Below are 13,698 nucleotides of genomic sequence, written 5' to 3'. Positions count from 1 at the left end.
TTAGTTTTCCTCCTTCTCTAACTGCGAACTGTCAGACGAAATAACTCCATCTCGAATGACAATCTGGCGTTTAGCATAAGCAGCGATTTCAGGCTCATGCGTTACCATGATAATGGTTTTTCCTTCTTTGTTCAACTCAACCAATAGTTGCATAATTTGGTTCCCTGTTTTGGTATCCAAGGCTCCTGTCGGTTCGTCCGCTAGGATAATAGAAGGATTGTTTACCAAGGCACGCGCAATAGCCACACGTTGCTTTTGACCACCAGATAATTCTGAAGGCAAATGGTGACTGCGTTCTGTCAATTCAACCTTATCTAAATATTCCTCAGCTAACTTGCGACGTTTTGAAGATGAAACTCCCGCGTAAATCAAGGGCAATTCTACGTTTTGCAGAGCATTAAGTTTAGATAGAAGAAAGAACTGCTGAAAGACAAATCCGATTTGTTGGTTACGGACCTTGGCTAGTTGTTTTTCACCTAGTCCCGCCACTTCTTGGCCTTCAAGATAATACTCTCCACTGGTTGGTGTATCCAACATCCCAATCGTATTCATGAGAGTGGACTTACCAGACCCAGAGGGTCCCATGATGGCAACAAACTCACCCTCATTCACTTCTAGGTTGATATTTTTGAGAACCTGCAGTTCTTGGTCACCATTACGGTAACTTCTGCAGATATTTTTTAGACTAATTAGTTTCTTCATCAGCCTTCACCTCTTTTCCTTCCTCTAGAGAAGACGTTGGGTTACTGATGACCTTGACTCCATTTGTCAGACCTGAAGTGATTTCTTGGTTGTCTGCATCAGCATTACCCAAACCAACTTCCACTTTCTTGGCCTTTTTCTGCTCGTCAAGCACCCAGACATAGTTCTTATCATTTTCAGTCACAATACTTGTTAGAGGAACCAAAATAGCTTTAGTCTTGTTCTTCACCTCAACACTTACTGAGAATCCTTGTTTCAAGTCACCGATTTCACTTGTAACATCGATGGTATATGGATATTTAGAACCAGAATTACCACCTGCTGCTGCAGTAGCTGCACTTGCTGCTTCGCCACTAGTTTTAGGATAGTCAGAAATGTAGCTAATCTTACCAGTCCAGCTCTTATCTTGGTAAACTTTAGAAGTAAAAGTTACTTCTTGTCCTACAGAGAGGTTGGCAAGGTTATATTCAGATAGTTCACCTTTAACTTGCAAATTTTCATTGCTAACGACATGAACTACCACCTGGCTAGCTCCAGTTGGAGATTTAGAAACATTACGATTGACTTCGACCACAGTTCCCTCTAGGGTACTAAGAACCGTCATTGCATCCAACTGACTTTGAGCCTTACTTAGTTGTGCTGCTGCATCTGCACGAGCATCACGAGCATCACCTAGTTGCGCATCAATAGATGACACTGCATTTCCTGAGACTGGAGCTGGAGTTTGGGCTGTTGCACCTTCGCCTCCTGCTGGCGCTGGTAACTGTGGAGCCGGAGCTGAAGCGGCTTCATTTCGTGCTTGATTTAGTTCGTTGATATGACGATCTGCCTTCGCAACTGCTCGACTCGCTGAATCATAGGCCGCCTGGGCTTCTGAACTACTGTACTTGACTAAAGCCTGCCCTTCGCTGACCTTATCACCCACAGAAACAAGGATTTCATCTAAATCTCCCTTACTAGCATCAAAATAAACATATTGTTCATTTTTTGCTGTTACTGTCCCTGACAATAAAACAGAGGACGCCACGCTTCCTTCCTTGGCAACAACAAGATGAGTAGGCTCATCTTTTACAGCAGTCTGAGATGGTTGTCTAAAGAGCAAAATCCCCCCAGCACCTAATACAACTACACTGGCAGCACCGATTGCTGCATACAATTGCCACTTTTTAGCTTTACGATTCTTCTTCATAATGAAACTCCTTTTTGATTTAAAGTTCTTAACAATATTATATAAAAATTAGCAAATATAAACAATAACAGTTCAGAACGAAATAATGACATTTCGGGATTTGATTATTATTCGGAATCTATTTTTTATTACCATTGTACTAGTTATATAATACACTTTATTTTCCTTTTTTGCAAGCCTTTTCTTTAATTTTTTTGAACGTAGCAGATTTTTGCAATCACATCAAAAAAAAGATAGAATATGACTATCAAAAAATGACACTCTACTATTTAAAAGAGTACAAAGGAGTTTTTAATGAGAGAATATGATATCATTGCTATCGGTGGAGGTAGCGGAGGAATTGCTACCATGAACCGTGCCGGTGAACATGGAGCCAAAGCGGCTGTTATTGAGGAAAAGAAACTAGGTGGAACCTGTGTCAACGTCGGTTGTGTTCCTAAGAAAATCATGTGGTACGGAGCACAAATCGCTGAAACTTTCCATCAATTTGGAGAAGACTACGGTTTTAAAACTACTGATCTTAACTTTGACTTTGCAACCCTACGTCGCAATCGTGAAGCCTACATCGATCGCGCTCGTTCTTCTTATGATGGAAGTTTTAAACGCAACGGTGTAGACTTGATTGAAGGACATGCTGAATTTGTAGATTCTCATACTGTCAGCGTAAATGGTGAACTCATTCGTGCTAAACATATCGTGATTGCTACTGGTGCCCATCCAAGTATTCCTAATATTCCTGGTGCTGAGCTAGGTGGATCTTCTGATGATGTATTTGCTTGGGAAGAATTGCCAGAGTCAGTTGCCATTCTAGGTGCCGGTTATATCGCCGTTGAATTGGCTGGCGTACTCCACACCTTTGGTGTCAAGACAGATCTCTTTGTTCGTCGCGACCGTCCTTTACGTGGTTTTGATTCCTACATCGTTGAAGGTTTAGTCAAGGAAATGGAAAGAACAAACTTGCCGCTTCATACTCACAAAGTTCCTGCCAAGTTAGAAAAAACTGCTGAAGGCATTACCATTCATTTCGAAGATGGTACTAGTCACACAGCTAGCCAAGTTATCTGGGCTACAGGTCGCCGTCCAAACGTTAAGGGCTTGCAACTTGAAAAAGCTGGTGTTACTCTGAACGAACGTGGCTTTATCCAAGTAGATGAATACCAAAATACGGTTGTTGAGGGAATCTATGCTCTAGGTGATGTAACGGGTGAAAAAGAACTGACTCCAGTTGCTATCAAGGCAGGACGTACCCTATCTGAACGCCTCTTTAACGAAAAAACTACTGCAAAAATGGACTACTCAACTATTCCAACTGTTGTCTTTTCACACCCTGCTATCGGAACTGTTGGGCTGACAGAAGAGCAAGCTATCAAAGAATATGGTCAAGAGCAAATCAAGGTTTACAAATCAAGCTTTGCATCTATGTACTCTGCCGTTACTAGCAATAGACAAGAATCCTGTTTCAAACTCATAACAGCTGGTTCAGAAGAAAAAGTTGTCGGACTTCATGGAATTGGCTATGGTGTTGATGAAATGATTCAAGGATTTGCTGTTGCTATCAAAATGGGAGCAACCAAGGCAGACTTTGATGCAACTGTGGCGATTCACCCAACTGCATCTGAAGAATTTGTAACTATGCGTTAATCGAAACAAAAGAAGCTGATACAAATGTGTCTGCTTCTTTTTTAATGTCTTACAAATCTACAAAAAAATTATCCAACTTAACCAATAAGCAAAATCGGCCGTTACAGTTTTTGTTACCTTGTTTTAAAAAATTGGTTGACAATAATTACTCTACGAGTATAATAGTTACTATACATCAGAAAAGAGGTTAACTATTTTGAAAAAAGCTCATATTTATGCTATCCCTGCTATTGGAGCTGCTCTCATTGCTGTTTTGGCACAAATCAGTCTTCCAATTGGACCCGTCCCCTTCACTCTGCAAAACTTTGCAATCGGCTTGATTGCTACTGTCTTTAGACCGAGAGAGGCTGTACTTTCTGTCGGACTCTATCTTCTTCTAGGTGCTATCGGTCTTCCTGTTTTTGCAGGAGGTGGAGCTGGTTTTCAGGCTTTAGTTGGTCCTACTGCAGGCTATCTTTGGTTTTATCTTGTTTATTCTGGACTTACCTCTTCTCTAACTAACAGTGATAGTGGTTTTGTCAGAATTTTTCTAGCAAATCTCTTGGGAGATACACTTGTTTTTGTTGGTGGGATTCTAAGCTTGCATTTCCTAGCTGGAATGGCAGTTGAAAAAGCTCTTGTTGTGGGGGTATTTCCCTTTATCATTCCAGATCTTGGTAAAATTATTGCTATTAGTTTTATTAGCCGTCCATTACTTCAACGCCTTAAAAATCAAGCTTACTTTGCTAACTAAAAAAGGATATCGAGTTGTCATAACTCAATATCCTTTTCTTTCATTTTGAAAACTTATACTCAATGAAAATCAAAGAGCAAACTAGGAAGCTAGCCGCAGGCTGTACTTGAGTACGGCAAGGCGAAGCTGACGCGGTTTGAATTTGATTTTCGAAGAGTATTATTTACCTTTAAAGGCATCCACCATCGTTTGAAATTCTTCATTGGAGAGAGTAATCCCTTTGCCCATTTTAGTATGATCTGGACTCCAAGCACGAATATCAAACTTTGCAGGAGCACCATTAAAGCTCACACGGTTGATTTCCTTGGTCCAACCTTTTTCGTTTTCAGAAAGAGTCAACAAGTGCTCTTCGATTTCAAATGTAAATTCTGCCATTTTCTTCTCCTTTTTTAGCTTTCATTTGATTATTCGTAAAATCTTGTAGATTTTAGGAAAATTTTATATAATATTGATATAAAAGAAGGGAGGCCAATATGAGACATAAATTCCAGCAAGTTCTAGATAAAATACATGACTTTTTAAATGGATATGACCAACCTGACCAGACTAAAACCAACTCCCTTACAGCCACTATTGAAGAAGCTATCCAGAAACATACCGCTATTCACCTCATCTTGTCTGAGACAAGCTTTACAGGTGACATCATCAAATACGATCAGCAACGCCAGCAAATTATCGTGAAAAATTTTGCCAAAAATGTGAGCCGGATTATTCGCATAAGCGATATTCAACGCCTGCGATTTGTCCCTTCAACTGTCCAAACAGCTCAAAAAAATAGATTTAAGAAAGAGTGAGATGTAGTTGCTTCATCCCACTCTTTTTCTTAGCGAACTTGTTCAAAATGTAAATGAACAGCGATATGGTCTCCATAACCACTTCTTTCCAAGTCACGTTGTAGACGATAGGAAATGTAGTGTTCTGCAATGGTAATGTAACCTGCACCCAGTAAACGATGTTCAACCATAGACTGAATCATGCTAATGGTAGCACGTTCCACCTTGGCTTCTTCCAAATCCAAAACCACTTTCTTAGTGACTTGTGCAAGGTTTTGACGCAAATCATCTGTTAATACATAGACAGTCTGGGCTGCCTTTAAGATGGCTTGGTAAATCTTATCTGGATTAAATTCAGCAATTTCGCCATTACGTTTGATTACTTGCATAGGTTTCTCCTTTATTCTTTGTTTTCTTTGATTTCTGCCAGCATTTTTTCTTCTTCTACTGTCAGTTGATAATGTTCAAGCAAATCCGGTCTGCGTTCATAGGTTTTCTTTAAACTCTCATACAGGCGCCATTGACGAATCTTTTCATGGTGCCCGCTCATCAGAACATCTGGGACAACCATACCACGATAATCATAGGGACGTGTGTACTGAGGATACTCGAGAAGCCCAGAAGAAAAACTATCATCTTGGTGGCTAGACTCCTTGCCAATCACTTCTGGAATCAGGCGTACCGTAGCATCAATCATGGTCATAGCCGCCAACTCTCCACCAGTCAAGACATAGTCGCCTAGGGAAATCTCATCTGTCACCAAAGTCTTAATCCGCTCATCATAACCCTCATAGTGCCCACAGATAAAGATTAGCTCTTGCTCTTGGGCCAAATCCTCAGCATAAGCCTGATCAAACTGCTTTCCAGCTGGATCGAGGAGAATAACGCGCGGATTTTTCTTTTCAATAGCATCAAAGGCATCGAAAATGGGTTGGGCTCGAAGCAACATCCCCTGACCGCCTCCGTAGGGCTCATCGTCTACATGGCGGGCCTTTTCAGCATTTTCTCGGAAGTTATGATACTGGATATCCAAGAGCCCTTTTTCTCGAGCCTTTCCAACGATTGAGTGCTCCAGTGGAGAAAACATCTCTGGAAAAAGGGTTAAAATATCAATCTTCATCATCTAACCCTTCTAAGATTTCCACATTGACGCGGTTATTTAGAATATCAACATTGAGAACCACTGGTGGGATATAAGGCAATAACAAATCACGCTTGCCTTTTCGCTTGACCACCCAGACATCGTTAGCACCTGGTTGCAGGATTTCTTTGATGGTTCCAATCAGATTCTCCCCCTCATAGACTTCCAAACCGATAATCTCATGATAGTAGAATTCACCATCATCTAAATCGTTTAAATCTTCCTCAGCGACCTTGAGACTGTATCCCTTGTACTTTTCGATAGCATTGATATGGTACATATCTTTGAATTTAATAATGTCAAAGTTCTTCTGTTTACGGTGGCTAGCGATGGTCACTGTTTGAACAAACTGATCTTTTTCATCAAACAAGGCAAGCTCAGTACCTTTTTTAAACCGTTCTTCTGCAAAATCCGTCACAGACAAGACTCGCATCTCACCCTGCAACCCCTGCGTATTGACGATTTTCCCAACATTAAAGTAGTTCATATTGTCTCCTGTACTCTATTTCTTTCCATCTTATTCTGACAATTCTCGAATAATAGTCACAATTTTTTCTGATTCTGACCATTGTAAATAATGGTGATTCCCTCCTAAAATGAGTTTAGTATTGGAAGTCCAATATTCTGATTCTCTGTACTCTTTTTCTCTATAAGGCTGACAAAAAATAAATACAGGGACATGAGATTGTATTGATAAATTCTCAAAATCTTCCTCAGTAATCTCTCCAGATATCTGAAATCCTGTATCTTGATTTTCCAACTCTGAACCTTTTTCTTGCATTATTTCCCAGATTTCTTTATTAATTTCAATGCTAAATGTTGCTTGAGTTAAGTTCTTAAAATAAAGTTCAGGACCATACTCGTCAATCAGCCTCATCTGCTCTTCCATTTCTGGATAAGGATTTTCTGAAAAATCAGCAAACATGACTTTTTTAGTTGTCGGTTCAATTGCTACTAAAGCCTGACACTTAATTGGTTTGTTGAGCAATTTGCAAGCTAAAATTCCACTCAAACTATGTACACAAAGTATATATTCAGAAATCGCCAATTCTTCAAGTACTTCATAAACCGCATCTGCAAGATTATCCAGATTTTTACCAGATTGGTCATGAATCGGACTCCTACCTGTGTTCGGAAAATCAATTGTCAAATAACCAATTGTAGGAGGAAGTTTTTCAAGTATAAGTGAAAAATTTTCATAACTTGGTAGCAAACCTGCGCCACTTAAACAAACTAGCATTTTCTTTTGTTTTTGATAAGTAACAGAGAGACTACCAATTTCTGTAGATACTTCAAACCTCTTCATAAAGAAATCCACTCGTTCTATATAATGAATTATTAAAAATCCTTATCCTTTATTTTATCACGTTACAGAGATTTTCACAAGTTGGATAGTTCCTATCTTACGGGCCTACTACTTCTTCAAAAAATTCACCAATAAGCTGATTAAACTCTTTAGGATGGTCATTCATCGGTTGGTGTTTACTATCTGAAATCGTTACTTGACGCGCATTGGGATTTAAGGCAATGATACCATCGTAGATCATTTTTAGGTGTTTGGGAAAATCATTTTCGCCTCTTACTAATAGCATAGGAGGGTTTCCTTTATATCCTTCTATCTCATGAACTGCCAAGAAACCTGTGATTCCAAGGTTCAAGAAAACATCTCGCCCAGTTTCTATGATTGCCGTCTTGACTAATTCTCTTGTGATAGGATTATCTGTACACATTTTTGAGTTCTTATCTGCAATCAACTTCCAAGGAATCGTTTTATACATAAGGGAACTATATTTTATGCGATTTCTCTCTTTATCTGATAGGTAACGATGCTGTCCCCAACTATCTACCATGACCAAGGCTAGGACTCTTTCTGGATGGCGAAAGGTGTACTCTTGAAGTGGATTTCCTCCCCAAGAATGACCAACCAATATCACCTTATCCAACTGGAAATAGGACAAAATAGCATCTACATCTTGAACAGCACCTTCTAAGTCGGGTAGGCCAACTTTCATAGGTGATTCACCCTGTCCTCTAACATTTACAAAGTAGAGGTTAAATCCTTCAAAGGCATCATACTGGTGGGCCCACATCTGACTACGTCCACAAGCTCCATGATAAAAAATAATGTGTCCTTTATTTGTGTTTCCAGGACGATGATAAACAGCCAAGTCACAATCTAAGACTGGTATAATGTGACGTATCAAAGTCTCAGGTTTTCTGTTATAAAAAGCAATAGCTTCAGCTATATCATTTTGCTTCATTTCTAAACTCTCTCTTCTTTATCCTAGTATTATTCTTTTTATCTATTTTATCATGCTATATTAAAATCATCATTTTCTAAACTTAAATCCATTAAAAATTTTGAATCTTCTGTATCATTTAGATAAAGAAAAAGACTGCTCAGCAATCTTTACTTTTTTCTCATCAGATTCATGCCTAAAATTCCAGCAATAATCAATGTTGCTCCGATCACATGGTAGCTATAAATTGGTTCGTGGAGGATAAGAGCTCCGGCTAGAATAGTCAAAACTGTTCCAAGATTTCCAAAGACACTGACGGTTGATGCTCCAAGTCGAACAATAGCATAGATAGAGAGACTACCAGTCACTATAGAGGCTAGAATTCCCAAATAGAGCATGGAAAGCAGATAAGGAAGCTGTCCGAGCGGTGCAACGTAGGCTAATATGTTGCCATCTAGATAGTGCGAGGTCAGACTCAGCGTATTAAAGGTAACGAAGCCAACAAATATCACAACGGCTGTCATATCCATAGCCCGATAGCGTCCTCCTTTGGACTTGCTGAGAATATTGTTTATTGCATTGGCGAGAACAGATCCCAACATCAAGAGAAAGCCAAAGCTAGCAGTCTCAGTACCAAAGTTAGCTCCTTTACTAAGGAAGATGAAAACTACTCCTGCTACGGATAAAAATAAAAAGAACTTTTGAAGCAAGCTTGTCTTTTCCTTGAGAAAGGCTGATGCTAAAAGGAGCGTAAAAATCGGGACAAGAGCCTGTAGAATTCCCGCTTCAGAAGACGATATATACTGTAAAGCAAAGGATTGAAAAATAAAAAAGAGAAGCGGATAGAAAAGACTCATAGGAAGAATAGAAAGAATATCTTTTCTACTTAAACTCACTTTAATAAGTTTGGTTTGATGAAGAACGACCATTACTAAAGCTGCGATTGTATAGCGATGCGCTAAGTTTGTGAGAGGACTGGCATAGCCTAAAGCAATCTTAGTAAATAAAAAAGAAAAACCAATGATGGCTGAAAAGGATAAGGCTGCTAGGTAAGCTTTTGTTTTCTCGTTCATAGACTGTTACTCCTTTTAAAAATAGCTATTCTCAAGATTGATTGACTATAATTCTTTGAGACTATCATTCCATTGTAGCATAGTAGAATCCTAGATGCTATTTCTAGGATTAGTATTTTATGCCTTCTATCACTCTTTCAAGCTGATAAATGCTTTCTCGTTGCCTATAAAGGAGGCAGCTATGCTGACCTGCTTTTCTCGTTCTTGTCTCACAAGTTCTAGCTTGTCTACCTCTTGGAGATTACTTACTTTGATAATATAAACTGCCAGTTTCCTTGTTTTCTATTTACTAGCTAGACCAATATATGTGAAATCTTCTTTATAAGAAAAAAATCATTTCTTATTCTCTTAGAAATTCTCTAAAAATCCTTCCAAATCACGTTCATGTTGGTACTTAATGGCTGCAGTTTTGTCTTTCTCAAAGATAGTCTTGGTAAGGTCAATATGATTAATAGCTGCTATTGCGACGGTGTAGTGAATGATATCAGCCAGTTCTTTTGCTAGTTCCTCGTTAGAATCCTGAACGCCCTCTTTTCGACCAGAGCGTCCATTTAAAACCTCAGCAACTTCTCCAACTTCTTCTACTAGCTTAATAAAAAGCCCTTCTTCTGTTCTAGATTGTCGGTAATGGTCAAGTAAATATTCCTCTAGTTGTCTAACTGTTAAATCTCTCATTCTTTCTCCTTGCAAAAAAAGCGAGACATCCGTCCCGCCCTTCTTATTTTTCGTCAATAACGATTCTTACTTTTTTGTCTTCAGTTGGGACAGAGTAGACAATCGTTCTTATCGCAGAAATAGTGCGACCCTTACGACCGATTACACGACCCACATCGCTTTGATCAAGATCCAAATGATATTCCAAAAATTCTGGTGTATCTTCAATCTTGATAGTTAAGGCATCTGGTTGTGAAATCAAGGGTTTCACAATCGCAATAATGAGATTTTCAATCGTATCCATCTGTCAACCTACTTTAAACTTATTTTGAGAATTTAGAATCGTGGAATTTTTTCAATACGCCTTCTTTTGAAAGGATGTTACGTACTGTATCTGAAGGTTGAGCTCCATCAGCCAACCATGCAAGAACGCGGTCTTCTTTCAAAGTTACTTGGTTTTCAGCAACAAGTGGGTTGTAAGTTCCAACTGTTTCGATGAAACGTCCGTCACGTGGTGAACGTGAATCTGCTACGTTGATACGGTAGAAAGGTTTTTTCTTAGAACCCATACGAGTCAAACGGATTTTAACTGCCATTTTTAAAGTCTCTTTTCTTATTTTTTATTTCGGTGAAATAGCTGAGCTATTTAGCACATGTTCTATTATAGCAGATTTCTGGCAGGTGTCAAGAAAAAAACTTGACAGAGTTTTATTTTTTTTTACTACTAGAAATTGGTTATAATCTTAAAGAAAAAATTAGAAAGAAATCGTTTATGAATACTACTTTTAATACTATCTATAAGGACTACCCTGTCAAGCCCTATATCTCTCCTAATAGTGATATGGAAGCCCCTAAACCTGTCCCAAAACGCAATATGGAACTACTAGAAGACAATCTATTGGCAGGTGATATCATCCTTATCTGGAGAATCAACTTTGGAACTTTCACTACTGAAACATGATTTTAAAAACTCCAATTCGAATATGATTCAAAATTCTCTTAAAATCAATATTTTCCCACTTTTTCAGAAAAAAATTTTCATCTAATTTGAATAACTTTCAATTAAATGGTGTATTGTAGCAGGTTCTTAACGCTTTGAGAACTGACTAGCTTTACGAGCTTTCTTAAGACCTCGTTTGGAAAGTATGAGTTTCAGTTGGACTAAAAACAGCGAAATATCAAGAATTTTAAGAACGATATCTACTAATTAATTTATAAAATATGAATTAATAGATTCTAAATGGGGGAATAATTTAGTTCTGTAAAAGTTTAGTTCTGTAAAAATTAACTTCTACACCTATAACGCTTATTCTGACAGACTTTATAACAGCCTAATAAAAAAGTAGAGTTTCATACAGTATCTAGATTTTCCAAAAATTCTTTATCATCAAATATTATTAACGAAACTATCCAAACCAAATCCGATGCATTGCTTCAAAGAATTCTTTAGTTGTTTGACTATCGAGGGCTTTTATTAAAAAATTTTTTCAAATAATTGCCACCTTGTCACATAAATTCTTGCTTTCCAAATTCAAATGTGATATATTTATAACATAAAATTTAAGTGTTATATATTTATAACACAAAAAAGGAGTCTATCATGAAAAAAAGTCAAAAAATGCGTGGCCTCATTGCAATGATTGCCGTAGCTCTCTTTATTGATTTTACTGTTTTATTTGGTTCTAATCTTAGTTGGGGACCCAAGTTAGTTATTGCTGGTATTTCAGTGTTAGGTCAGATTGTAGCTATTTGGGGCTGGCTACATAAGAAACCATGGCCTCATAAGAGTCATAAAAGTAAGGGAAAGACTATTTTTGACTTGTCTGCTAAGCTTTACACGATACTTTTTTTTGCAGCAAGCATTTTTTATACAGTAGGGATTTGGGTTGCGACCCCAAGCGTAAGTTCTGGTATTAAAGAATGGATTTTGGGAATTGGCCTCGTTATTGAAGTGATTGTATTTGGTTTTTTCTGTTTGAAAAATGTCAAGGAAACTCCGGACGAACGCTTTTATGCTAATTTAGCCAAGGCAGCTAGCTTGATGTTTGTTTTTATACTAGGCGCACTGATGATCCTAGCAGTTATCATTGGGTATATGGGGTCTCTCACTCTTTACATGGGACAGATATTTATTAGCATAGCTGCCTTGATTTTCATCTTTTCGGTTGTCTATCTTATCTTGGAACGGAGAGGATAAGTATGTCCAAAGAAAGCAATATTATTACTAATCTCAAATCTGTTCGTGAGTCCACAGGCATGACTCAGCAGGAGTTAGCCGACCTCATCGGCATGCGACGCGAGACAATTCTGCACTTGGAAAATAACCGTTACAATCCTTCGCTGGAAATGGCTCTTAAAATTGCTCAAGTTTTTAATCTGAAAGTAGAAGACCTCTTTGAACTCAGACATAAAGAGGAAGCATAATTCTTTTCGAGACCTAGTATTAAGTTCATTGACTAATTAGGAATTGAAGCCAAAAGAAAAAATCCTTTGAAAATGTGCTCTTTTAAAATATAGTAATTCTTTCTAATTGACGTTTACTAATTGTGATACTTTACGAGCTTTCTTAAGATCTGATTCCCTAAATACTTTGAATACACTTATGGCATTGATGCTCCTAAGCAAGCGACTTTCTGGTTGGCTTCCTCTTAAACTGTCTTGTCACTAACATTTGAAATCCACTTCCTTTTAGGGTACAATGGTAGAAATAAATTTTTGAGAGGAATAGAATGAAAAAACTAGCAACCCTTCTTTTACTGTCCACCGTAGCTCTAGCTGGATGTAGCAGCATCCAACGCAGTCTGCGTGGTGATGACTATGTTGATTCCAGTCTTGCTGCTGAAGAAAGTTCCAAAGCAGCTGCCCAATCTGCTAAGGAGTTAAACGATGCTTTAACAAACGAAAACGCCAATTTCCCGCAACTATCTAAAGAAGTTGCTGAAGACGAGGCTGAAGTGATTCTACACACAAGTCAAGGAGATATCCGTATCAAACTATTCCCTAAACTCGCTCCTCTAGCGGTTGAAAACTTCCTCACTCACGCCAAAGAAGGCTACTATAACGGCATTACCTTCCACCGTGTCATCGATGGCTTCATGGTTCAAACTGGAGATCCAAAAGGGGACGGTACAGGTGGTCAGTCCATCTGGCATGACAAGGATAAGACTAAAGACAAGGGAACTGGTTTCAAAAACGAGATTACTCCTTATCTCTATAACATCCGTGGTGCTCTTTCTATGGCTAATACTGGTCAACCAAACACCAATGGTAGCCAGTTCTTCATCAACCAAAACTCTACAGATACCTCTGCTAAACTCCCTACAAGCAAGTATCCAAAGAAAATTATCGAAGCCTATAAAGAAGGGGGAAACCCTAGTCTAGATGGCAAACACCCAGTCTTTGGTCAAGTGATTGACGGTATGGATGTTGTAGATAAAATTGCTAAAGCCGAAAAAGATGAAAAAGACAAGCCAACTACTGCTATCACAATCGATAGCATCGAAGTGGTGAAAGATTACAATTTTAAATCTTAAAAACCAAAAAAATACAGTA

Annotated in this window: 19 protein-coding genes; 7 read left to right on the top strand and 12 right to left on the bottom strand. The window is 38.4% G+C overall.

The window, feature by feature from the left end; translation table 11 throughout:
- Entirely contained in the window at positions 1 to 702 is a 702-nt protein-coding gene (locus F9B91_RS04385) for an ABC transporter ATP-binding protein (protein ID WP_024058005.1), read from the bottom strand.
- The gene (locus F9B91_RS04380) at positions 686 to 1,894 is read right to left on the bottom strand and encodes an efflux RND transporter periplasmic adaptor subunit (RefSeq protein ID WP_191962416.1); all 1,209 of its coding nucleotides are present in this window, start codon (positions 1,892 to 1,894) and stop codon (positions 686 to 688) included. Before F9B91_RS04380 ends, F9B91_RS04385 begins: the two co-directional genes overlap by 17 nt.
- 291 nt (positions 1,895 to 2,185) lie before the next feature.
- On the opposite strand from F9B91_RS04380, the gene gor reads away from it, so the two are divergent.
- Positions 2,186 to 3,532, top strand: a complete 1,347-nt coding sequence (gene gor / locus F9B91_RS04375; protein ID WP_150922602.1) for a glutathione-disulfide reductase — start codon at positions 2,186 to 2,188, stop codon at positions 3,530 to 3,532.
- Positions 3,533 to 3,728: 196 nt separating this feature from the next.
- Positions 3,729 to 4,265, top strand: coding sequence for a biotin transporter BioY (locus tag F9B91_RS04370; RefSeq protein WP_150922601.1), 537 nt, complete (start codon positions 3,729 to 3,731; stop codon positions 4,263 to 4,265).
- 159 nt (positions 4,266 to 4,424) lie between these two features.
- Here F9B91_RS04370 and F9B91_RS04365 read toward each other — a convergent pair whose 3' ends face one another.
- Entirely contained in the window at positions 4,425 to 4,640 is a 216-nt protein-coding gene (locus tag F9B91_RS04365; protein ID WP_049542960.1) for a YdbC family protein, read from the bottom strand.
- A 98-nt stretch (positions 4,641 to 4,738) separates the two neighbouring features.
- On the opposite strand from F9B91_RS04365, the gene F9B91_RS04360 reads away from it, so the two are divergent.
- Entirely contained in the window at positions 4,739 to 5,059 is a 321-nt protein-coding gene (locus F9B91_RS04360; RefSeq protein ID WP_150922600.1) for a hypothetical protein, read from the top strand.
- Between the two features lie 29 nt (positions 5,060 to 5,088).
- Here F9B91_RS04360 and F9B91_RS04355 read toward each other — a convergent pair whose 3' ends face one another.
- The 9 genes from F9B91_RS04355 to rpsP all read right to left on the bottom strand — a co-directional run bounded on the left by F9B91_RS04355 (position 5,089) and on the right by rpsP (position 10,742).
- The gene (locus F9B91_RS04355) at positions 5,089 to 5,427 is read right to left on the bottom strand and encodes an ATP cone domain-containing protein (protein WP_001196048.1); all 339 of its coding nucleotides are present in this window, start codon (positions 5,425 to 5,427) and stop codon (positions 5,089 to 5,091) included.
- A gap of 11 nt (positions 5,428 to 5,438) precedes the next feature.
- The gene (gene trmD / locus F9B91_RS04350) at positions 5,439 to 6,158 is read right to left on the bottom strand and encodes a tRNA (guanosine(37)-N1)-methyltransferase TrmD (protein ID WP_150922659.1); all 720 of its coding nucleotides are present in this window, start codon (positions 6,156 to 6,158) and stop codon (positions 5,439 to 5,441) included.
- Positions 6,148 to 6,666 (bottom strand): ribosome maturation factor RimM, encoded by a 519-nt coding sequence (gene rimM / locus F9B91_RS04345; RefSeq protein WP_150922599.1) that lies wholly within the window; start codon positions 6,664 to 6,666, stop codon positions 6,148 to 6,150. Before rimM ends, trmD begins: the two co-directional genes overlap by 11 nt.
- A gap of 30 nt (positions 6,667 to 6,696) precedes the next feature.
- Positions 6,697 to 7,485, bottom strand: a complete 789-nt coding sequence (locus F9B91_RS04340; RefSeq protein ID WP_150922598.1) for an alpha/beta fold hydrolase — start codon at positions 7,483 to 7,485, stop codon at positions 6,697 to 6,699.
- Positions 7,486 to 7,582: 97 nt separating this feature from the next.
- A complete protein-coding gene (locus F9B91_RS04335) occupies positions 7,583 to 8,440 on the bottom strand; it encodes an alpha/beta fold hydrolase (protein ID WP_150922597.1) in 858 nt (285 codons plus the stop codon).
- 149 nt (positions 8,441 to 8,589) lie between these two features.
- On the bottom strand, positions 8,590 to 9,492 hold the full coding sequence (locus F9B91_RS04330; RefSeq protein ID WP_150922596.1) for a DMT family transporter: 903 nt from the start codon (positions 9,490 to 9,492) through the stop codon (positions 8,590 to 8,592).
- Positions 9,493 to 9,840: 348 nt separating this feature from the next.
- Positions 9,841 to 10,167, bottom strand: coding sequence for a MazG nucleotide pyrophosphohydrolase domain-containing protein (locus tag F9B91_RS04325; RefSeq protein WP_150922595.1), 327 nt, complete (start codon positions 10,165 to 10,167; stop codon positions 9,841 to 9,843).
- 43 nt (positions 10,168 to 10,210) lie between these two features.
- Positions 10,211 to 10,450 (bottom strand): RNA-binding protein KphA, encoded by a 240-nt coding sequence (kphA, locus tag F9B91_RS04320; RefSeq protein ID WP_000379617.1) that lies wholly within the window; start codon positions 10,448 to 10,450, stop codon positions 10,211 to 10,213.
- A 19-nt stretch (positions 10,451 to 10,469) separates the two neighbouring features.
- Positions 10,470 to 10,742: a 30S ribosomal protein S16 gene (gene rpsP, locus F9B91_RS04315; RefSeq protein WP_000268760.1), complete on the bottom strand. Its 273-nt coding sequence runs from the start codon at positions 10,740 to 10,742 to the stop codon at positions 10,470 to 10,472.
- Positions 10,743 to 10,918: 176 nt separating this feature from the next.
- Between rpsP and F9B91_RS04310 the strand changes: the two genes are divergently transcribed.
- From F9B91_RS04310 to F9B91_RS04290, 4 genes are all read left to right on the top strand, one after another.
- Positions 10,919 to 11,107: a hypothetical protein gene (locus F9B91_RS04310; RefSeq protein ID WP_150922594.1), complete on the top strand. Its 189-nt coding sequence runs from the start codon at positions 10,919 to 10,921 to the stop codon at positions 11,105 to 11,107.
- Between the two features lie 639 nt (positions 11,108 to 11,746).
- Positions 11,747 to 12,343: a DUF3796 domain-containing protein gene (locus F9B91_RS04300; RefSeq protein ID WP_150922593.1), complete on the top strand. Its 597-nt coding sequence runs from the start codon at positions 11,747 to 11,749 to the stop codon at positions 12,341 to 12,343.
- A 2-nt stretch (positions 12,344 to 12,345) separates the two neighbouring features.
- Positions 12,346 to 12,570 (top strand): helix-turn-helix transcriptional regulator, encoded by a 225-nt coding sequence (locus tag F9B91_RS04295; RefSeq protein ID WP_150922592.1) that lies wholly within the window; start codon positions 12,346 to 12,348, stop codon positions 12,568 to 12,570.
- 305 nt (positions 12,571 to 12,875) lie between these two features.
- Entirely contained in the window at positions 12,876 to 13,679 is an 804-nt protein-coding gene (locus F9B91_RS04290; protein WP_023946405.1) for a peptidylprolyl isomerase, read from the top strand.
- Positions 13,680 to 13,698 lie beyond the last annotated feature (19 nt).

The organism is Streptococcus mitis, assembly GCF_008763935.1.
Taxonomy (GTDB): domain Bacteria; phylum Bacillota; class Bacilli; order Lactobacillales; family Streptococcaceae; genus Streptococcus; species Streptococcus mitis_DB.
The sequence above is the reverse complement of the archived record's forward strand: the minus strand, read 5'-3'. Positions and strand labels throughout refer to the sequence as shown.